Source organism: Nostoc sp. UIC 10890, from assembly GCF_054786515.1.
In genome coordinates this window covers 372,144-393,122 of record NZ_JBSGKF010000001.1, presented here as the reverse complement: position 1 = coordinate 393,122, position 20,979 = coordinate 372,144, and the positions used below count along the sequence as shown (strand labels likewise).

Sequence of the window (20,979 nt, the reverse complement as noted above, 5' to 3'; positions counted from 1 at the left end):
TAATTGACTTTGGGGGCTTTAATTATTTCAATCAGTTTAAAATAAGCGAACTGACAGCAAAAATTGCCATGTTTTTGGGAAACCTAGATAGTGAGGTTTCAAGAATTAAGCCCTATGGTCAGCATTCCCGGATATCAAGTTAGCAAAGAACTCTACAACGGTTCTCGAACCTTGGTTTATCGCGCTAATCGAGAAACCGACCAAAAATCTGTAGTGATTAAGCTGATGAAAACTGCTTATCCCAGCTTCAGCGAATTGGTACAGTTTCGCAACCAGTTCACCATTGCCAAAAATTTGAATCTACCTGGAATCATCCAAACCTATAGTCTGGAACCCTATCAGAATGGCTATGTGTTAGTGATGGAAGATTTTGGGGGAATTTCTCTTAAAGAATGGGGAGTAGGGAGTAGGGAATGGGGAGTGGGGGGAAGAGTAGAATCTCTGATGGAGTTTTTACAAATTGCGATCGCACTGTGTAATACATTAGATATTCTAATTCGTCATCGGATCATTCACAAAGATATTAAACCCGCCAATATTTTAATTAATCCAGAAACTAAAGAAGTTAAGTTAATTGACTTTAGTATTGCATCTCTACTGCCACGCGAAACTCAAGTCCTGATGAGTCCTAATGTATTAGAAGGGACACTCGGCTATTTGTCTCCAGAGCAAACTGGACGGATGAATCGGGGAATTGATTACCGTAGTGATTTTTATTCTTTGGGTGTAACTTTTTACGAGTTGCTAACAGGGGAATTACCATTTAAATCGCACGATCCGATGGAATTGGTGCATTGTCATATTGCCAAACTTGCGCCAGTTTTAGGGAATAGGAAAGAGATTCCGCAAGTGTTGTCAGACATTGTGATGAAACTGATGGCGAAAAATGCCGAAGACCGCTATCAGAGTGCATTTGGGCTGAAATATGATTTAGAAAATTGTTTACACCAGCTAAAAGAAACGGGGGAAATTGTAAGTTTCCCAATTGCCCGACGGGATGTGTGCGATCGCTTTATTATCCCAGAAAAACTCTATGGTCGCGAGCATGAAGTTGAAACTCTGCTTAAAGCATTTGAACGCGTTACCAACAATCAGACGGAATTAATGCTGGTAGCTGGTTTTTCTGGTATTGGTAAAACGGCTTTAGTTAACGAGGTTCACAAACCCATTGTCCGGCAAAGGGGTTACTTCATCAAAGGCAAATTTGACCAATTTAATCGGAATATTCCCTTCTCTGCTTTTGTGCAAGCGTTTCGAGACTTAATGGGACAATTACTAAGTGAAAGTAATGTCCAATTGTCAACTTGGAAAAATAAAATTTTACAAGTGCTGGGCGATCAAGGACAAGTCATTCTTGAGGTAATTCCTGAACTAGAACAAATTATTGGTCAACAACCACCTGCAACGGAACTTTCACCAAGTTCAGCACAAAATCGCTTCAATTTACTCTTCCAAAAGTTCATTCAGGTATTCACTACAAAAAAACATCCATTAGTAATTTTCCTCGATGATTTGCAGTGGGCTGATTCTGCATCACTCAAATTGATGCAGTTGTTGATGAGCGAGTCAGGAAGTGGCTCTTTACTTTTAATTGGGGCTTATCGAGACAATGAAGTATCTAGCGCCCATCCGTTGATGTTGACTTTAACAGATATTCGCAAGGCTAATGCCACAATTCATAGCATTACTTTAGCTCCGTTAAGTAAAGCTAGTTTAGCTCAATTAGTGGTTAATACCTTGAGTTGTTCAAATGAAATTGCCCAACCTCTAACGCAACTCGTCTATCAAAAAACTCAAGGAAATCCATTTTTTACTACCCAATTTCTCAAAGCATTATATGAAGATGGGCTAATTAGTTTTAATTTTCCTCAAAGTTACTGGCAATGTGATATTTCTGCTGTGAAGGCACTTGCTTTGACCGATGATGTGGTAGAGTTCGTAGCGCTACAGTTGCAGAAGTTGCCAGCAGCAACGCAAAATGTGTTGAAATTAGCCGCGTGTATTGGCAACCAGTTTGATTTGCTAACCTTAGCAATTGTTTCTGAACAATCGGAAACCGAAACGGCAGCATCTTTATGGAAAGCTTTGCAAGAAGGGTTAGTTTTACCTACTAGTGAAGTTTATAAATTTTTTCAAGATAATGGGTATAATTCCGACTCCAACCCCTTGAATTCTAATTTCCAAATCCCTATCTACAAATTTTTACACGATCGCGTGCAGCAAGCGGCTTATTCTCTAATTCCAGATGAAGAGAAACAATTTACCCATCTTAAAATTGGTCAATTACTCTTGCAAAACACCTCTGAATCTCAGCAAGAGGAGCGAATTTTTGAGATTGTTAGTCAGTTGAATTGTGGAATAGCGTTAATCACCCAGCCAAGTGAACGTCAACAATTAGCTCAGTTAAATCTGAATGCTGGTCGAAAAGCAAAAGAAGCTACCGCTTATGGTGCAGCAATTCATTATCTCAAGTCGGGAATGCAGCTGCTACCGATTAATAGTTGGGAAATCGCCTACGAATTGACTCGAAGTTTATACGAAGAAGCTGCCGAAGCTGCTTTTCTCAACAATGAATTTGAGCAGATGGAATCTCTTGTCCAGGTTGTCATCGAAGAAACAATCACCTTACTAGATAGAGTGAACGTTTATGAAGTGCAACTCCAAGCTTATCAGGTGCGGAATCAATCATTCAAAGCGATCGCAATTGGGCGTGAACTTCTCGCTCAACTTGGGGTAACATTACCTGAATCAGTGACACCTCCAGACATTCAGCAATATGTAGTCAACACCCTCTCAGCTTTGGCAGCCAGAAGTATTGAGGGCTTAGTTGATTTGCCATTGATGGACGATACCAAAGCTTTGGTTGCTTTGCGGATTATGGCTAGCATTGCTCCCGCCATCCACCAAACTGCCCCTTATCTGTTTCCAATTATTGCTTGCGAAGAGGTGAATTTATCTCTTAAATACGGCAATGCACCACTTTCTGCACCAGGATATGCAGATTTTGGAATTGTACTTAATATTTGTAACCAACTCGAATCAGGCTACGAATTTGGCCAGCTAGGTTTAATGCTTGTGGATAGACTTCAAGCAAAATCTGTTCAAAGCATGACTCTATTTAAGGTGGGTGCATTGAATCAATTTAATAAACAACATATTCGCACCTCAATTAGGTTATTACAGGAATCCCATACTTTTGGATTAGAGACGGGTGATTTTTTTCATGTGCTGGCATCGATGATTTTTAAGTTATTCTATGTCTATTTAAGTGGCACAGAAGTTTTGGAAATTCTCTTAGCAGATATCAAAGCCTACGAGTCTAATTATGCCCAAAATAAACGCTTATTAAATTTGTCTAATATCGTCTCTCAAACCATTAAAAATCTCACCGAATATAGCAACTATCCAGACTCCATGATTGGTGAAGATTGTCAAGAAGAACTCTTATCTGCGCTCCTCCAAGAAAAGGATGAATTAACACTCCATATATTTTTCTTAAGTAAATTAACACTCAGTTATTTGTTTGAGAATTTTCCAGCAGCAGTTGAAAATGCAAATCAGGGAGAGCAATACCTCAACGGTGGCGCAGGAATGCTATCTGTGCCTGTTTTCTACTACTACGATTCTCTGTCTCGTCTGGCTGTCTATCCAACGGCTGAACCATCTCAACAAGAGCAATTACTCTTAAAGGTTGGCGAAAATCAAGAAAAATTGCAGTTTCGAGCCAAATTTGCACCGATGAATTTCCAGCACAAATTTGATTTGGTGGAAGCAGAACGGCATCGGGTTTTGGGCGAAAAAATAGCGGCAATAGAATTATACGATCGCGCCATAACTCTTGCGAAAGAAAACGAATATATCCAAGAAGAAGCCTTGAGCAATGAACTAGCTGCCAAATTCTATCTCGACTGGGGCAAAGAAAAAATCGCCCAAGTTTATATGCAAGAAGCTTATTACTGCTATGCTCGTTGGGGCGCTAAAGCCAAAACTGAGGATTTAGAAAAACGCTATCCTCAACTCCTGGCTCCCATCTTCCAAGGGCAACATCATCGCTTTCAACTAAGTCCAACTGTCGATGCATCATCATTTCCACATCAAACCATCCACACAAACCTTTCTAGCAGCAGTATTTCGGAAGCCCTCGATTTTGCCACCATCTTTAAAGCCGCACAAGTTCTCTCCAGTGAAATTCAATTAGAGCAATTACTCACTACACTTTTGCAAGTAGTGATGGAAAATGCTGGGGCACAAAAAGCTGCATTACTTGTACTCCAACAAGAAAATTTAGTGGTTGAAGCCATAGCCACTATTGATGAAGGAGTCACCCTATTATCTGCACCATTGTCAACCAGCAAAGATATTCCCATTACACTGGTTAACTTTGTCAAACACAGCTTAAAAACAGTTGTACTGGATGATGCAACGGCACAAACTGATTTTATCGCTGACCCATATTTTATGCAGCAACAACCCAAGAGTGTGTTGTGTACGCCGATATTAAATCAGGGAAAAATCATTGGGTTGCTATATTTAGAAAATCCGCTGACAATTGGTGCATTTACTCGCGATCGCACTGAAGTTATCCAACTGCTATGCGCTCAAGCCGCCATCTCTCTAGAAAATGCCCGTCTTTATCAAGAATCTCAAAATTATGCCCATCAACTAGAGCGATCGCTCGTTCAACTTCGTACTACCGAAGCCCGCTTCCAGAAACTCGCTGATAATATTCCTGGGGCAATTTACCAACTATGTTTAAATACTGACGGTTCAGCTTCAATGCCCTACGTCAGTTCTGGCTGCTACAACCTTTATGAGGTGACAGCAGAGGAAATAATGACAGGAACGCAGAATCTTCGTTCTATGGAACATCCAGATGATTTTGCCAGTATTCAGCAGGCGATGATCTACTCTGCTGAAAACATCACACCATTTCGACACGAATGGCGAATTATCACATCTTCAGGAATCGTAAAATGGCTTCAAGGTGCATCCCAACCAGAGCGACAAGCTGATGGCTCGATTATATGGGATGGCGTAATCATAGATATTAACGAACGCAAACTTGCTGAAGCCGCACTACAAGAGTCTGAAGCTGATTTACGGCAGAAATCTCAGGATTTAGAAGAAGCGCTGCAAAATTTCCAACAAGCCCAATTACAAATGGTGCAAAATGAAAAAATGGCAACCTTGGGTAACTTAGTTGCTGGAGTGGCACATGAAATTAATAATCCCATTGGGTTTCTCAAAGGCAGTGTCAACAATGCCGAAGAGTATATTCAAGACTTACTCGCCCATATCCAATGCTACCAAGAACATTATCCCAATCCGGCGATCGCAGTCATTGAGCATGGCGAAGAAATTGACCTAGAATTCCTGACTGAGGACTTACCAAAGTTAGTAGACTCAATGAAGGTGGCAAGCGATCGGATTAAAGACATTAGCATCAGTCTCCGCACCTTCTCTAGAGCCGATACAACCGAAAAAGTTGCTTGTAACCTCCATGAAGGGATTGAGAGTACCCTGTTGATTTTGAAATATCGCCTCAAAGCTAACGAAAAACGTCCAGCAATTGAAGTGATCACTCAATACGGTAAATTACCACCAGTTAAGTGCTTTTTAGGACAGTTAAATCAAGTATTTATGAACATCCTGGCTAACGCAATTGATGCCTTAGATACATCAATTGAGGGGCGTTCTTTTGCCGAAGTGGAAGCCGAACGTCAGCAAATACTGATTCACACCGAAGTATCCAGTGACCAAAAGATAGTGAAAATTTGCATCAAAGATAACGGTCAGGGAATACCAGAGGAGATTAGAGCGCGGATATTTGACCACCTGTTTACAACCAAGGAAGTTGGGAAAGGAACAGGATTAGGACTCGCGATCGCTCGTCAAATTGTCGAAGAAACCCATGATGGACGGTTGAGTTGCAATTCTGTGCTTGGCGAAGGAACAGAATTTGTCATTGAGATTCCAGTATTTTAACTAACTTGCGATTTTCCTCTCAATGCATAACACTTCTAACTTTTCAGTAGTGCGGAGAACAACAATAGCATAATTCTACAAATCTGTATAACTTGATTCTAAATTAGGTATCGTTCAGAGTTAAGATTACACAATTGCGTCAAATTGTGGTTAAAGCTACAAAAATTGTTAAAACAACTAACTAATACCGTATTTCCAGCCTCGGTCTTCCGACTAGAGAGTGGTTTAACTTTTATTCATCAAGAAATTGCCACCACTCCTGTAGTGGTTGCGGATGTTTGGGTGCGTGCTGGAGCCAGCCTAGAGCCAAAACCGTGGTTCGGTATGGCGCACTTTTTAGAACACATGATTTTTAAAGGTACGGCGACGCTACCCCCTGGAATGTTCGATTCCAAAGTTGAAAACCGGGGTGGCGTGAGCAATGCGGCGACAAGCTATGATTATGCTCATTATTCACTCACCACAGCCGCCCCTTATTTAAAAGATACTCTGCCCTACTTGGGAGAACTCCTGCTGAATGCGGCAATTCCAGAAGATGAATTTAGCCGCGAACGGGATGTGGTACTAGAAGAAATTCGCTCTTGTCAGGACGATTCCGACTGGATAGGATTTCAAGCGCTGATTCAAAGCATCTATCCGCATCACCCTTATGGACGTTCGGTGCTGGGTACTGAGCAAGAACTGATGCAGCAATCGCCAGAAGCAATGCGCTGTTTTCACCGCACTCACTATCAGCCGGAAAACATGACGGTAGTAATTGCAGGGGGTATAGGCCAGGAATCGGCTTTGGAAATGGTAAATCATTCCTTTGCTGATTTTGCCGAACGCTCGAATTGTCCGCAGTTTGAGAAAGTGGCAAAGCCAGTGATAACAGGAATTCACCGTCAAGAACTGTGTTTACCACGCATAGAGCAAGCGCGATTGTTGATGGCGTGGCTTGTACCAGGAGTAGAAGAAATCCGCACTGGCTATGGTTTAGATTTGTTGTCTGTATTATTGGCAGAAGGGCGGACTTCGCGTTTAGTGCGCGATTTGCGAGAAGATTTGCAATTGGTACAGGGAATTTGCAGTAGTTTTTCTCTACAACGGGAATCAAGTTTATTTACAATTACTGCCTGGTTAGAACCAGAAAATCTGGAGGAAGTCGAGTCCTTGATTTGCGCTCATTTGGATGATTTGCAGACTACAGGAATTAGTGAACAAGAACTTGCTCGTACACGCAGGCTGCTATGTAATGAGTATGCGTTTTCTACCGAAACACCAAATCAACTTACAGGGCTTTATGGATATTACAATACCATCGCTCAAGCTGAATTAGCTGTGACATATCCCCAACAGATTCAGTCTTTTGATGCCAAAGAACTGCAAAAATTAGCTAAACAGTATCTATCGCCGGAGAATTACGCGGTTACTGTACTTAAACCGTGTTAGTCATTAGTTATTAGTCATTAGTCATTAGCAAAAGACAAATGACCAATGACAAAAGACAAATGACCAATGACAAAGGACAAATAATAAATGACAACCTTGCTGCAAAAATCGCCTATGCATCGCACCGTATTGAACAATGGCATTGTCGTGCTGGTGGCAGAAAATCCGGCTGCGGACATTATTGCAGCGCGAATTTTTGTGCGTGCCGGTAGTTGTAACGAAAACCGGGAGCTAGCAGGGTTGGCACATTTGTTATCGGCAGTGATGACAAAGGGATGCGATGGACTTTCTAGCTTGGAAATTGCAGAAATCGTCGAGTCTGTAGGGGCGAGTTTAAGTGCGGATGCTGGCACTGATTATTTTTTGCTATCTTTCAAAACCGTAACATCCGATTTTGCGGAAATTTTAGCATTAGCAGGGCGAATTTTGCGATCGCCTACTTTTCCCGAAACTCAAGTGGAATTAGAACGGCGTCTAGCACTCCAAGATATTCGTTCGCAAAAAGAGCAACCGTTCACCGTCGCCTTTGAACAAATGCGGCAGGTAATGTACCAAAATCACCCATACTCTATGTCAGTGCTGGGAGATGAATCCACCATGAGCCGCTTAACTCGTGAGGATTTAGTAGAGTATCACCAAACTTATTTCCGTCCAGATAATGTAGTAATTAGTATTGCTGGCAGGGTTACACCTACAGATGCCGTGACATTGGTGGAAGAAGTTTTTGGTAATTGGCAACCTACAACCCAAGCACTGCCAATACTGAATTTACCTGAGATTAAGGTGGAACCGCAGGTAAGGGTAAAGCCAGTACAGACACAACAATCAATTGTGATGCTCGGTTATTTGGGAACATCGGTGAGTTCTATTGACTACGCCCCACTGAAGTTGCTGTGTACCTACTTGGGAAATGGGCTTTCTAGTCGCTTGTTTGTGGAATTGCGGGAAAAACGAGGTTTAGCTTATGAAGTATCCGCTTTTTACTCCACAAGGCTATTTCCAGCCTCCTTTGTGGTTTATATCGGTACAGCACCGGAGAATACCAGCATTGCCCTAGAAGGACTGCGTACAGAAGTAGATTTATTATCTACGACCGAAGTATCCGAAAGCGCACTCCAGGCTGCAAAAAATAAGATTTTGGGACAGTATGCTTTGGGTAAACAAACGAATGGGCAAATTGCTCAGATATACGGCTGGTATGAAATTTTGGGATTAGGAATTGATTTTGACACCAGATTTCAAGAATTGATTGCGGCGGTGAGTGCCCAGGATGCGATCGCCGCAGCTTGTAAGTATTTAAAAGAGCCTTACTTGTCTTTAGTTGGTCAAGAAGAAGCAATTAATCGTGCGATCGCATCATAATGCTTTTTGAGAAGGATTAGAGAGCAAGCCTATGGGATTATGCGCGTAGCCTAGCGGAGACATTGTAAAATGAAGCAGCTGTTTTTTAGACCAAGCGGCTGTACCATTAGCATGAGAATATTCTGGGAGTAAATTCCATGCAAAGCAGCCTGACAGCAAGTATTTTGAGTTACTTAAAATTACTAGACCCAACTGTAAACCGCTGTAGAATGGAAAAACGGCAAAAGGGTTGGTGGCCAAAGAGGTCTAAATCTTTATCAGCCATTGAAATACTCTTGTTCTCCACTACGCCTCTGCTCATTGCCTCAACGGCTGTAGTATCGATAGCAGCACCGCAAAAAATTGCCCAAGTAAACCCTGGAAATAGCATCAACCGCCCTATCCTCAAAGTTGGTAGCCAAGGCGAACGTGTGGCTGAACTTCAAGCAGCTCTAAAACTTTTGGGTTTTTACTCTGGTGCTGTAGATGGTACATATAGTGAGAATACAGCCAGCGCTGTTTCCCGATTTAAACAAGCCGCTGGCTTGAATCCAGATGGTATTGTTGATGCCAGCACTTGGCAACGACTTTTTCCTAGAGAACCAGTAGTAGCATCAACAGTCCCTTCATCCCAGCCAAGATTTAACTCAGCTACAAATTTCCCTGTCCCAACCCAAGCTAGCAACCTCACTAATGTTGCAAATCCTAACCCCAACCCCCCCAGGCAAGCTGTAACGCAAGTTGCAACTAGCCCTGAACCAAGACCTGCCACCCCAAGACAAGCTGTAAGACCAGTTGCGAATAGCCCTGAACCAAAACCTGCGACTCCAAGACAAGCTGTAAGACCAGTTGCGACTAGCCCTGAACCAAGACCTGCCACCCCAAGAAAAGCTACAACTTCAAGCACACAGAAAACGCCAAATCGTACTACATCAACTACTCGAACTCAGTCAAACACAACTACCAAGCGAACCCCTGGCATTCAATACACCTCAGAAGGATTACCTATTTTGCGTATAGGATTACGTGGTTCTGAAGTTGTAAAGTTGCAACAACAACTGAAAAAGCTTGGTTTCTTGAAAGGTGATGCCGATGGAGACTTTGGCGTGACAACAGAAACCGCTGTGAAAGCTGCACAAAAGCGCTATGGTTTAGAAGCTGACGGCGTAGTTGGTGGCTCTACCTGGGAGGTTCTTTTGCGGCGTTAACCGTATCCCATTGGTGTCAACTTAAGCTAGAAATAGCTTCGCTGCGGGCTTCATAACCCGCCAGAGAATGAATTCTCTGGCTCATAGCTAAAGTCTACTGAAGTAGACTGAATATTTTTGGGGATATCTAGTCATCTGAAGATGATTTTCGCTATGATTCTTGGAACTGAAGTTCCTTGCGGGACATAGTTTTTGCGTTAAGTTGACACCAATGACCGTATCCCTACTCTTCAAACTTGCTACAGGTAGCATCTCACTCATCAGTAACTAAAGATACGGGCAAGATGCCCATCGGACAAAACTGGATAATTTATTTTTTTGGAAATCCTTAATTACAGAGGTTTATCTAAACTGAGAAACCTCTGTAGGGGTTTTGCGATTCACACCATTTTTTATGGATTCACTGCGGTACATCCTGCAATACGATCAAGATACACTGATTAGAAGTATCTCTCTTGCCAACACTGAAAAATTACATTGCTTTTAGCCTGACAAAAGATGATGGCAACTTTAGGAGTCAAGTAGAGCGACACCTGATAGTGTTATAGATCACAACTGGCAATAGTGAAATTAATTAAACTTACTGCTAATTACTCTAAAAAGACTTATGCAACACTTTTTATTAACTTGGCTCGGTACTGCGGTGGCGTTATTTCTTACTGCTAATATCGTTCCGGGATTCCTTATCAAGAATTTTGTGACTGCCTTGGTCGCTGCCCTTGTTATTGGTCTGGTTAATGCATTTATTAGACCAATTTTGCGGATTTTGACGTTTCCGATTACCTTACTCACCTTTGGTTTATTTACATTAGTGATCAACGCCTTAACTCTTTGGCTGGCAAGTGCCCTAACTCCTGGTACTGGTTTTGAGATTCAGGGCTTTTTACCTGCTTTATTAGGTTCAATTGTGCTCGCAATTGTTTCTAGCATAATTAACTATTTTTTGAGAGTTGTTACCTAGAAAATTAGTGAGATTCTGTAATACTAATATTTAAAGCTTGGGCAACAGCTAATGTTACTGCTCCTGGTTGCCCTTGTAGCTGGAAAATTTGTTTAGGAATCAAGAATCTCACCGACAATTTCTCTATGCTTGTGAAGGGAAAAATAGTCAACGATGTGAGTTGAGCGGCTGCAAGAATAGCAGCTGCCTCTGCTACGCTAGGTGTACCTACTTTGAGGTTGGTAATTGTGGCAGGGTTGGGGACACAGACAGAGGCAAGGATTTCCGCAGAAAAGGTTTTTAGGGGCAGATTGCGTAGATGGCAAAATTCTACTAAGCCAACTTCCGAGGCTTTATTGTCAATGGTAGCAATCCCTGCGATCGCACTTGGAAAAAGTTGATTTTCTCGAAAGACTTCCTCAATTGCCCGATCAATCAACTGCCATGAAGTTCCCAGTTTACAGCCAATTCCTACCCATAAAACCTTTTCTACTTGGTTTATTTCCTTATTCAGTTCGTTTTTTCCATTGAGGGCTTGAGGATTGTTTGACATGCTTGAGTTTACTCTAAGAGGTTGTTTGAAAAGTCCTCTTGTTGGTATCAAAAATTTTCGATCCCCCTAAATGCCCCGATCAATTGGGGGACTTTGATTCCAGTTTCTTCCTTTATAAACATCTTTTCTTTCTTAACAGAAACATTGACAAAATCCAGAAAATGTGTGCGTTGAACATTCCATAACGATCGCACTAATTCATATTTCTATTCTGCAACGCCCAAATTATAAATTATCAGAATTGGGATAAACTCTTCCTTTCCAAGCACCGCCGCGCCCTTGCCAGTGACGTAGTGCTGAGTCTAGAGTCATCAGGGTATAGAGAAAAGCGATCGCAGGTAAGCTAAAAGCTAACCAGGGAGAACATTTATAAAAGCGGATCGTCGGGTAGTAAGCCAACGTCATTAACAGCCATCCAAATAAACCTGTAAGTGCGATCGCCCAATCGCTCCAAACTGCACCTAGAATTACACACACAGGTGGAACTAGATAAATCAGAGGCATTCCTACTAAAGTTCCCAATAGTAGTAATGGAGAATAATTCAGTTGGGTATAGGCAGTACGAGCAACCATATCCCAAATCGTCGCCAGCGAGTCATAGGGACGCAGACTCCGAGTCAAGCTACTCAATCCTAGCCAGATACGACCTTGACTGGGGATTGAGCATGGGGCATTGGGCATGGGGCGCTGGGCATGGTTATCTTCTTTGTCCCCCTTGTCTCCTCTGCTCCTCTGCTTCCCTGCTCCCCCACTCTTCTTAACAGCCTGAGCTAAAGCACAATCGTCAATTAGAGCTTTGCGAATCACTTGAATACCCCCAATTCGCTCTAAAGCTTCACGGGCGATCAGAATAGATCCCCCAGCAGCGGCGGCTGTGTGATTTTTGGGATTATTAACCCAGCGGAAGGGATAGAGTTTTTGGAAGAAAAACACGAAAGCTGGAATCAAAAGTTTTTCCCAAAAGCTTTCACACCTGAGTCGCACCATTACCGAAACCAGGTCTAAATCTTCCTGCACAGCTTTAGCAACCAGCCGACGGAGATTCCCAGGATCATGTTCGATATCTGCGTCAGTTAGCAAAAAATAATCGGGTGCAAATTTACTAGCGCTCTTTATACCTTGTTCAACTGCCCAAAGTTTACCCGACCAACCAGGAGGCAGTGATTCACCAGTGATAATATGCAATTGCTGGGGTTTACCTACAGCGTGTGCAACTCCTTCGGCAAAATTTGCTGTCCGGTCTGTGCTGCGATCGTCTACCAAAAAAACGTTGAAAGAACCAGGATAATCTTGGAGAAGGAGCGATCGCAAACTAGTTGGTATTAATTCAGCTTCGTTACGCGCAGGAACGACGACACAAACCACAGGTAAAGATTGTAGCTGAGTTTCTCTAATCTCTAATTGCTGGTCTGTCCGCCAAAACTGTCCCCAAAAACACAGTAATCCTAACCAAATTGTCAAGGATAAGAGGATCAATCCTAATACAATTACATCCATGACCTATTGCAAATTTTCAGCGACTCAGACAGAATACTATGTCTACTGAATATAGGAAAAATTTTTTTATCGGATTGCCGTATTCAAAACTAGTGTTGGGTGTTGAGGTTAAATAGTATTTGATGCAAACACAAGACAGGGTAAAAGTCAATCTCGCAGAAGCGATCGCAGCTAGCCAAGAATATCTGCTTTCAATTCAAAATTCGGCAGGTTACTGGTGGGCAGAGTTGGAATCTAATGTCACCATCACTGCTGAAGTCGTCCTTTTACATAAGATTTGGGGAACAGACCAAGCCAGACCTTTACACAAAGTTGAAGCATATCTGCGTCAAGAGCAACGAGAGCATGGCGGTTGGGAACTTTATTATGGTGATGGCGGAGAACTTAGCACCTCAGTTGAAGCCTACATGGCGCTGAGGCTGCTAGGTGTACCAGCAAATGATCCGGCGATGATTCGGGCGAAAAGTTTTATTCTCCAACGCGGTGGTATCAGCAAAACTCGGATTTTTACCAAGTTACATCTAGCTTTGATTGGCTGCTACAACTGGCGCGGTATTCCCTCGCTACCACCTTGGATAATGCTGTTGCCAAAAGCTTTCCCTGTCAATATCTACGAGATGTCTAGCTGGGCACGTTCCAGTACAGTACCATTATTGATTGTATGCGATCGCAAACCTGTTTTTATCACTGACCCAACTATCAACTTAGATGAGCTATACGCTGAAGGTGTTGATCGAGTCCGGTGGGAATTACCTCAAAGTGGCGACTGGACAGATTTATTCCTCACCCTAGATCAGGGATTCAAGTTGGCAGAAAGCCTGAATTTAGTACCTTTCCGCGAAGAAGGCATCAAAGCCGCCGAAAAATGGATTTTAGAGCGCCAAGAAGCTACAGGCGACTGGGGCGGCATTATTCCGGCGATGCTGAATTCAATGCTAGCTTTGCGGTGTCTGGATTATGACCGAAGCGATCCCATTGTGGAACGAGGTTTGCAAGCAATTGATAACTTTGCCATTGAAACCGAGGATAGTTATCGAGTCCAGCCTTGTGTTTCACCCGTTTGGGATACAGCTTGGGCGATGCGTGCCTTAGTAGAATCTGGCTTTGCACCAGATCATCCGGCTGTGGTAAAGGCTGGAGAATGGTTATTACAAAAACAAATTTTAGATTACGGTGATTGGGCTGTAAAAAATCGCCAGGGAAAACCAGGGGCTTGGGCGTTTGAGTTTGACAATCGCTTTTATCCCGATGTCGATGACTCGGCGGTGGTGGTGATGGCGCTACATTTGGCGAAACTCCCCAATGAAAAAATCAAGCAGGCTGCGATCGCTCGTGCTTTAAACTGGATTGCATCTATGCAGTGTAAACCAGGCGGGTGGGCTGCTTTTGATTTGGACAACGATCAAGATTGGCTTAACTCTATTCCTTATGGCGACTTGAAAGCCATGATCGATCCAAACACCGCAGATGTTACGGCTAGAGTACTAGAAATGCTTGGTGCTTGTGATTTGTCAATTGATAGTGATAGTTTAGAGCGATCGCTAACTTATCTTCTGCGCGAACAAGAAACTGAAGGCTGTTGGTTTGGTCGTTGGGGTGTAAATTATATCTACGGCACTAGTGGCGTTTTGTCAGCCTTAGCCTTAATTGATCCTCAAAAGCATAAACTCAGTATACAACGGGGAGCAACTTGGTTAGTTGGATGTCAAAACCCAGACGGTGGCTGGGGCGAGACTTGCCGCAGCTATGATGATCCCAGTCTCAAAGGCAAAGGAAATAGTACTGCATCTCAAACTGCTTGGGCCTTAATTGGGTTGATCGCAGCAGGTGAAGCTACTGGAAAATTAGCTCTTGAGGTGATTGAACGGGGAATTAGCTACCTGATGGCAACTCAAAAGCCTGATGGTACTTGGTTTGAGGCGGACTTTACAGGTACTGGCTTCCCTTGCCATTTTTATCTCAAGTATCATCTGTATCAACAATACTTTCCTTTAATAGCTTTAGGGCGCTATCAAGCATTAACGAGGGAGTAGGGAGTAGGGAGTAGGGATGTGAGTATTTTCGAGTCGCGTCTGAATAATCGGCGTTTTTGCATCCCCACTAAATTGAAAAATGCCCAATGCCCAATGCCCCAAGCGACGGGGCAACTATCAATACTTGTCGGGTTTTGGGGTAAAGGGTAAAGGGAAAGGGGAAAGAAAAAACCTTTAACCTTTAACCTTTACCCTTTAACCTTTAACCTTTAACCTTTACCCTTTAACCTTTACCCTTTACCCTTTACCCTTTAACCTTTACCCTTTACCCTTTACCCTTTACCCTTTAACCTTTTCCCCAAAACCCAATTCCGAGTTCAAAATGCTTTACCCAAGCAGTATTGGGGCAACTATCCCTCTCCACCCATAAGAGGATAGAGTTTCCCGTCGCTTTCATTAAACTACAACGCGATCGCGTCCTTTTCTTTTTGCTTTATAGAGTGCTTCCTCGGCAGCATTAACTAAAGTAGCAGGCTCAGTTTCTATTGCCGGAATAACACTAGCCACCCCTAAACTCACAGTTAAAACAGCAGCAGGTAAACCACCAATGCTAGGATACTCACACTTAATCCCCAAAGCTTTTACTTGATCTCGAATATGTTCGGCAATGTCCATTGCAACCGTAATCTCTACTTGAGCAAGAATGGCGAATTCTTCACCACCGTAACGAGCCACTAACACTCTACTGCTTTCTTCTCTAAAATCTCCTCTCTGGGAAATCACAAAAGCACTAGCAGTAGAAGAAATCATGCTCTTACTGTATGAAAAACTGCTATTATTTGGTGAGTGGTTGATGCAGTTACAGATAGTATTAGCGATTTGCCGTAAACACTCATCTCCTGCCGAATTTCCGTAAGTTTTATTATAAATTTTAAAATAGTCAATATCGCACAAAATCAGTGATATGGGAGTGCTTTGACGAGCGGATCTTTGCCACTCAATTTGTAGGTAGGTTTGAAAGTAGCGGCGATTAACTAATTGAGTTAGTTCATCTAAGCTAGAGAGGACAAACAACTGTTGATTTTCTTGTTTCAACCGTTCAACATGACTATTGTTGAAATGCTCACTTTTTTTCAGATATTGTCGAAAATATAAACGATATAATTCACATGCAGGAGTACTGCGTAGGCGTAGCCCGTCGTAGACATCGCCTTCTAAATTAATTAACCCTATACTCTCTAATTTATATGCCAATGCTGGCTCTAATTTCACATAATTTGTAGTATTAATCACTTCATAAAAAGCATTTCCCAATTCTGGCTCATCTCGTAGTGCTAACACATACTGCTTTAAATACTCGTGATAAATTCCGGCTTCTGTGGTTGCTTGTTGCAATAGCTGTCCTAAATCCCGTTGTAATCCACCTTTACCTACAAAGTGATACAATGCCAATCGCACTAAATAAGGATTTCCTCCCACCATTGCCATCAAACTGTCGGCATTTTTACCATCTGTCCAATCTAAGCCGTGACGTTGGGCTAAATCCTGCACCTGCTCTTTCGTAAAGGGAGGTAAATTAATTGTTAAACCGATATTAAACGGCGATTGAGTAAGTTTTGGGGGAATCAGAATTTCCGTTGAATAAACCAGAACCAGACGCAGCTTTTGCCAAATTTCTACCCTTTTGGCTTGTTCATGCCACGATCGCACTAATGGTAGCAATTCTCCAGCAATTTCCTGATACTCAAACACCCAATCCACTTCATTTAATACCAAAACAAGGGGACTTGAGAGCGCAGGCAGTAAATATTGTTGAAAATATATAGAGCAGCTGACTTTGCTACCCATATCTTCATGCCAATAATCATTGAGTTTTGGTTCTAGCTGTAACTCCCGACTGACGTTTGCACATAACCAGCGCAAAAATTTATCCAAACTGGCAAAAACTGCTTTATCTGCTTGCTGAAAGTCCAAAGTTACGGTGTGAAAGCCTTGTTTGTTAGCGCGTGCAAGTAACCGGAGAATCAGAGAGCTTTTCCCCATCTTCTTGGGCGCTTTGATACAAATGACACTCCCCGCTTCAGCCATTCCTGCGTAAGCCAGTTCTTCAATTGGCGGGCGAGAGATGTAAAATCTGGAATTAAGGGATACTGGCCCACTAGGAAATTCTAAGGATATCGCCGTAGCTGCTCGGTTGAATTCTTTAACTAACTGCTGATGTGCTTTGCTGAGACGATGATTTTCTAGAGTCTGGCGGAAATTGGACTTATTTATCGGTTCTTTGCATAAACAGCTCAATAATTGCCATAAATGAGCAGCAATTTTCTTGACACGTTCTTCGCCGTAGTCAGCTTCACAGGCTATATTAGCATAGGTTTTTCCTTCCCACGAAGAACGCAATATCAACTCTTGGAGTGTCGTTAAACCGGTTGCTTGACTGGCTTTTAGTAGCAATACTATTTCATCTATAGTCATTACTCATTAACTCTAATTCAGCATGACATTTTCTCACACCATTAAACTTTGCAACTCAATCTACCCTGCTTTGTATAGATAGCAGCCAGTCTTGGTCAAAAAAGCTACAGATAAGCCTTGGCAATTTTTTGTATCCTCAAAAATTTGACGTCACTTAATCATAGAATTTTTTTTACAAAAATTTCGGAGTTTTTAGGTAATTTTATGTGATTTGAACTACTTTTTTTCGACATATCTTAGAATGTAGATGCACACAATGTAGCTATTTTTTTTCTAAAAAATTACCATTGCGATCGCAACACAGGTTACATTCGTCTGTTTACCTTTTTCTCAATTCCATCCCAGTTGATGATATGGGCTGATATATCTCTGAACCTAAGTTACAGCCCAATAAAACCAAGTAGACGATTTGTCCATAACTGGATCGTCAGGGTGCTAAGACAGCGTAGAGAGAGAGCTACAGGATATCTTCCTCATCGTACCAGCAGCTATGCATATCGAAGAACCCACTACCCATGAACCGGAAGTTCCATTGTCAGTACAAGATTCGCCGAGTTTGCCAGAACCAGAAGACTTATCTCAAGAAAATTTAGATGCTTGTCAATACTCACAAGCCGCCTTACAAATGGCATTAATCGCCAGTGGCTTGGGGTTGTGGGATTGGAATCTCATAACTGACAAAACCTATTATGATCCTCAGTGGAAGCACATTCTGGGATATGAAGTAGACGAAATCGACAACGATTATAAATCCTTTGAGCAACTTATACATCCACAAGATTTACCCAGAATTCGCCAGGTATTGGACGATTATCTCCAAGGATGCACACCAGTGTTTGAAGTCGAATTCAGAATGTTGACCAAATCCGGAGAGTGGAAGTGGATTCTGACTTGTGGCAAAGTATTTCAGTGGGATAAATTCGGGAAACCAGTGCGGATGGCGGGGACGCACAAGGATATTACTCAGGATAAGGCGATGTCTACAACGGGCTGCGCCTACGCTACTCAACAATACCAACAATTTGAACAACTCCAAAGAGAAATTGCCCAACGCCAATTTACCGAAGACCAAATTCGGGAAAAATCACAGCAGCTAGAAATTACCCTTGATGAACTCAAATATACCCAAAAGCAGTTATTGCAAAACCAGAAAATGGCTAATCTCGGTCAACTGGTGGCGGATATGGCTAATGAAATTAACAACCCGGTTAGCTTCATCTACGGCAATCTCCATCCCGCCAGTCAATACGCTGAAGACTTAATCAGAATCATAGAACTTTACCAACATCACTATCCCACACCCAGCCCAGTCATTGCCTTACATCTGCAACGCCTCGACCTTAATTTTGTGAAAACAGACTTTTTAAAATTGTTGTGGTCAATGCGAGCCGGCTCTGAGCGCGTCAAAGAAATCGTTTTCGCCTTGCAGAATTTTTCAAGCTCCGACGAAGGTCAAATGAAAAAGGTTGACCTGCATAAAGGACTTGATAGTGTTCTGAGAATTTTGCAGCATCGTCTGAAAGAAAGGCCTGATAGAGCCGGGATTGAAGTAATTAAAACCTTTGGTGAATTACCCTTGATTGAGTGTTATCCTGGTGAATTAAATCAGGTATTTATGAATATCTTAACTAATGCTATTGATGCCTTAGAAGAGAGGATGAAACATGATTATTCTTTTACTCCCAAAATTTTGATTAATACAGAAGTGGTTAGCAGTCATTTATCATTGGTCAATAGTAATGAACCTTGGGCAAATGATAAACAACTAGGGAAAAAATACAAAGTTATAATTCGCATTTCTGACAATGGGAAAGGTATACTTCCCCATATCCAGAGACATATATTTGAACCATTTTTTACGACCAAAACAGTAGGGAAAGGTCAAGGATTAGGGTTATCAATTAGTCGGCAAATTATAGTTGAAAAACATCAAGGTAAACTGAAGTGTAATTCTCAATTAGGTCAAGGTACAGAGTTGGTCATTGAAATGAATACAACAGCAAGACACTATGCCGCTATGAGAAAACACGCCAGCTTTTAGGTAATATTTAAGAAATCCATAAACACAAGCGTTGCCAACAGCATCGGTTGTTTATTTTACCCCATTACCATGATGGGCCAAGGCTGCCATTCCATATTCTGAAGCACGTAACTCCTGATCAGAGATTTCTGGCTCCTTGGTATAGACCGAACTCAGTAAGATATTCAGAACTCCACTTTCTTCAGCTTGACTAACAGCGCGATGTGTAATCAATTCACCTACATTCAGAATCACGTTGTCTTCTGGGTCAAGAATGACACGGGTAACTGGACGACCCAGAGCTTGTTCAATTCGTTGCTTCTTCATTGCCCGTGTGCCGCGTCCTTGTAAGTTTTCTGCCTTCGCTTTCAAGGCTTGCCAAAAAGTATTGAGATTCTCTTGAGCAATACTTGCCCTGTCGCGCAGTTGAACTTTGTTTTCTAACCATCTGTCACTTGCGGTAGAACCGACTGCGGTTGCCAGAGTCAGACCGACTGCATTCAGCAATTCTGCTTCTTTACCGTAAGTCTGGGCCCGATCGAGAAGGGATTCCGTCACAATCTGCCCAGATGCCGCAATAATTAAGCCATCGTTGGCACGCACTGTTTGTACGACTCTACGCCCTCTTGCCTGCTGGATCGCCACATGTCCTACCAGCGAATCAACCGAGTGACGCAGATTAGCGGCGCTACTGTGAGTTAGGCTCCCAATTCGATTACTAGTAGATTCTGTTGCTGCTTGCAAATTGCGACTGATATTGACAGTCAGGCTACCACCCGTAGCTCGATAAAGTTCATCAAGGATACCCATGCGATCGGCCGCTTCTGCATCGACTAGCGTCACTTCCTGCCCCTGTAGTAGCAGTACATTGCCGTCTGGAGTCAGCACATCCCGCTCAACATCCTTGCCAATCACATATACCTTTTGCTCGGCAGGATCAACCAAATTGTTTGTTAGGGAAGCAGTTGCATCTCGAAACAGTCCTTTTTCTGCAACGAGAAAACCCAAAAGTTGATTGCGTTTCTTTTGGACAAGATGGACAGGTCACTGGTGGTGATTACCATGAGCAGGCGTTGGATATTGGTATGGGGATTCGCCCTGACTTGACCGGACGAGGAAAAGGCACTGAGTATGCCAATGCCGTATTGGAATTTGCAGACAGTTTATTTCAGCCAAAAGCTTTTCGGGTGACAATCGCAGCATTCAACAAGCGTGCGATCAGGGTATGGCAGAAATTGGGATTCAAGCATCAGCAATCCTTCGAGCTAGGAAGTGATGGAATGCAATTTATCGTGTTGTTACGAGCAGACTACTGTAACAGCAATCGGTAAACGACGTTAGCCACACTTAAATTGACAGTTAAATAAAACAGCAGTGAATATCTTTACCAGAAGACTGAATCATAAAATGGGAAAATAAGGGTGAGCAATACCACCCTCGAATTTGCAGAGGTATTTATCCAAGACTGATACTTGTGTCCGGTTAGACACAACAAATAATTAAAGTCTCTTTAGCTATGACCAATTCCCATTGCCCCATACCCAATTTTTAGGACA

The 20,979-nt window shown here is 42.5% G+C and carries 12 protein-coding genes; 8 read left to right on the top strand and 4 right to left on the bottom strand.

Annotated elements, in window-relative coordinates:
* The first annotated feature begins 114 nt into the window (after positions 1 to 114).
* The 5 genes from ACWATR_RS01685 to ACWATR_RS01665 all read left to right on the top strand — a co-directional run bounded on the left by ACWATR_RS01685 (position 115) and on the right by ACWATR_RS01665 (position 10,926).
* Positions 115 to 5,985 carry a trifunctional serine/threonine-protein kinase/ATP-binding protein/sensor histidine kinase gene (locus ACWATR_RS01685; RefSeq protein WP_460328876.1) on the top strand — a complete coding sequence of 1,957 codons (5,871 nt, stop codon included), beginning with the start codon at positions 115 to 117 and terminating at the stop codon, positions 5,983 to 5,985.
* Positions 5,986 to 6,150: 165 nt separating this feature from the next.
* Entirely contained in the window at positions 6,151 to 7,416 is a 1,266-nt protein-coding gene (locus tag ACWATR_RS01680) for a M16 family metallopeptidase (protein WP_460328874.1), read from the top strand.
* Between the two features lie 87 nt (positions 7,417 to 7,503).
* Entirely contained in the window at positions 7,504 to 8,778 is a 1,275-nt protein-coding gene (locus ACWATR_RS01675) for a M16 family metallopeptidase (RefSeq protein WP_460328872.1), read from the top strand.
* 137 nt (positions 8,779 to 8,915) lie between these two features.
* Complete coding sequence (locus ACWATR_RS01670) at positions 8,916 to 9,965, top strand: peptidoglycan-binding domain-containing protein (protein WP_460328870.1); 1,050 nt, start codon at positions 8,916 to 8,918, stop codon at positions 9,963 to 9,965.
* A 607-nt stretch (positions 9,966 to 10,572) separates the two neighbouring features.
* A complete protein-coding gene (locus ACWATR_RS01665; protein WP_460328868.1) occupies positions 10,573 to 10,926 on the top strand; it encodes a phage holin family protein in 354 nt (117 codons plus the stop codon).
* A gap of 4 nt (positions 10,927 to 10,930) precedes the next feature.
* Here ACWATR_RS01665 and ACWATR_RS01660 read toward each other — a convergent pair whose 3' ends face one another.
* A complete protein-coding gene (locus ACWATR_RS01660; RefSeq protein WP_460328866.1) occupies positions 10,931 to 11,458 on the bottom strand; it encodes a cobalamin biosynthesis protein in 528 nt (175 codons plus the stop codon).
* Positions 11,459 to 11,683: 225 nt separating this feature from the next.
* Positions 11,684 to 12,955 (bottom strand): glycosyltransferase, encoded by a 1,272-nt coding sequence (locus ACWATR_RS01655; RefSeq protein ID WP_460328864.1) that lies wholly within the window; start codon positions 12,953 to 12,955, stop codon positions 11,684 to 11,686.
* Positions 12,956 to 13,077: 122 nt separating this feature from the next.
* Between ACWATR_RS01655 and shc the strand changes: the two genes are divergently transcribed.
* Positions 13,078 to 14,988 (top strand): squalene--hopene cyclase, encoded by a 1,911-nt coding sequence (gene shc / locus ACWATR_RS01650; protein WP_460328862.1) that lies wholly within the window; start codon positions 13,078 to 13,080, stop codon positions 14,986 to 14,988.
* Between the two features lie 396 nt (positions 14,989 to 15,384).
* Here shc and ACWATR_RS01645 read toward each other — a convergent pair whose 3' ends face one another.
* Positions 15,385 to 17,403 carry an AAA-like domain-containing protein gene (locus ACWATR_RS01645; protein ID WP_460328860.1) on the bottom strand — a complete coding sequence of 673 codons (2,019 nt, stop codon included), beginning with the start codon at positions 17,401 to 17,403 and terminating at the stop codon, positions 15,385 to 15,387.
* Between the two features lie 490 nt (positions 17,404 to 17,893).
* On the opposite strand from ACWATR_RS01645, the gene ACWATR_RS01640 reads away from it, so the two are divergent.
* Positions 17,894 to 19,444: a PAS domain-containing protein gene (locus ACWATR_RS01640; protein WP_460328858.1), complete on the top strand. Its 1,551-nt coding sequence runs from the start codon at positions 17,894 to 17,896 to the stop codon at positions 19,442 to 19,444.
* 51 nt (positions 19,445 to 19,495) lie between these two features.
* On the opposite strand, the gene ACWATR_RS01635 is transcribed toward ACWATR_RS01640, so the two are convergent.
* Positions 19,496 to 20,368 (bottom strand): hypothetical protein, encoded by an 873-nt coding sequence (locus tag ACWATR_RS01635; protein WP_460328856.1) that lies wholly within the window; start codon positions 20,366 to 20,368, stop codon positions 19,496 to 19,498.
* Between the two features lie 20 nt (positions 20,369 to 20,388).
* On the opposite strand from ACWATR_RS01635, the gene ACWATR_RS01630 reads away from it, so the two are divergent.
* Positions 20,389 to 20,754, top strand: a complete 366-nt coding sequence (locus ACWATR_RS01630; RefSeq protein WP_460328854.1) for a GNAT family N-acetyltransferase — start codon at positions 20,389 to 20,391, stop codon at positions 20,752 to 20,754.
* Positions 20,755 to 20,979 lie beyond the last annotated feature (225 nt).

Bases quoted from the DNA above. Each gene is read 5' to 3' on its own strand.
- ACWATR_RS01660 (WP_460328866.1), bottom strand. From the start codon at position 11,458: ATGTCAAACAATCCTCAAGCCCTCAATGGAAAAAACGAACTGAATAAG.
- ACWATR_RS01685 (WP_460328876.1), top strand. From the start codon at position 115: ATGGTCAGCATTCCCGGATATCAAGTTAGCAAAGAACTCTACAACGGT.
- ACWATR_RS01670 (WP_460328870.1), top strand. From the start codon at position 8,916: ATGCAAAGCAGCCTGACAGCAAGTATTTTGAGTTACTTAAAATTACTA.
- ACWATR_RS01645 (WP_460328860.1), bottom strand. From the start codon at position 17,403: ATGACTATAGATGAAATAGTATTGCTACTAAAAGCCAGTCAAGCAACC.
- ACWATR_RS01655 (WP_460328864.1), bottom strand. From the start codon at position 12,955: ATGGATGTAATTGTATTAGGATTGATCCTCTTATCCTTGACAATTTGG.
- ACWATR_RS01640 (WP_460328858.1), top strand. From the start codon at position 17,894: ATGCATATCGAAGAACCCACTACCCATGAACCGGAAGTTCCATTGTCA.
- shc (WP_460328862.1), top strand. From the start codon at position 13,078: ATGCAAACACAAGACAGGGTAAAAGTCAATCTCGCAGAAGCGATCGCA.
- ACWATR_RS01675 (WP_460328872.1), top strand. From the start codon at position 7,504: ATGACAACCTTGCTGCAAAAATCGCCTATGCATCGCACCGTATTGAAC.
- ACWATR_RS01665 (WP_460328868.1), top strand. From the start codon at position 10,573: ATGCAACACTTTTTATTAACTTGGCTCGGTACTGCGGTGGCGTTATTT.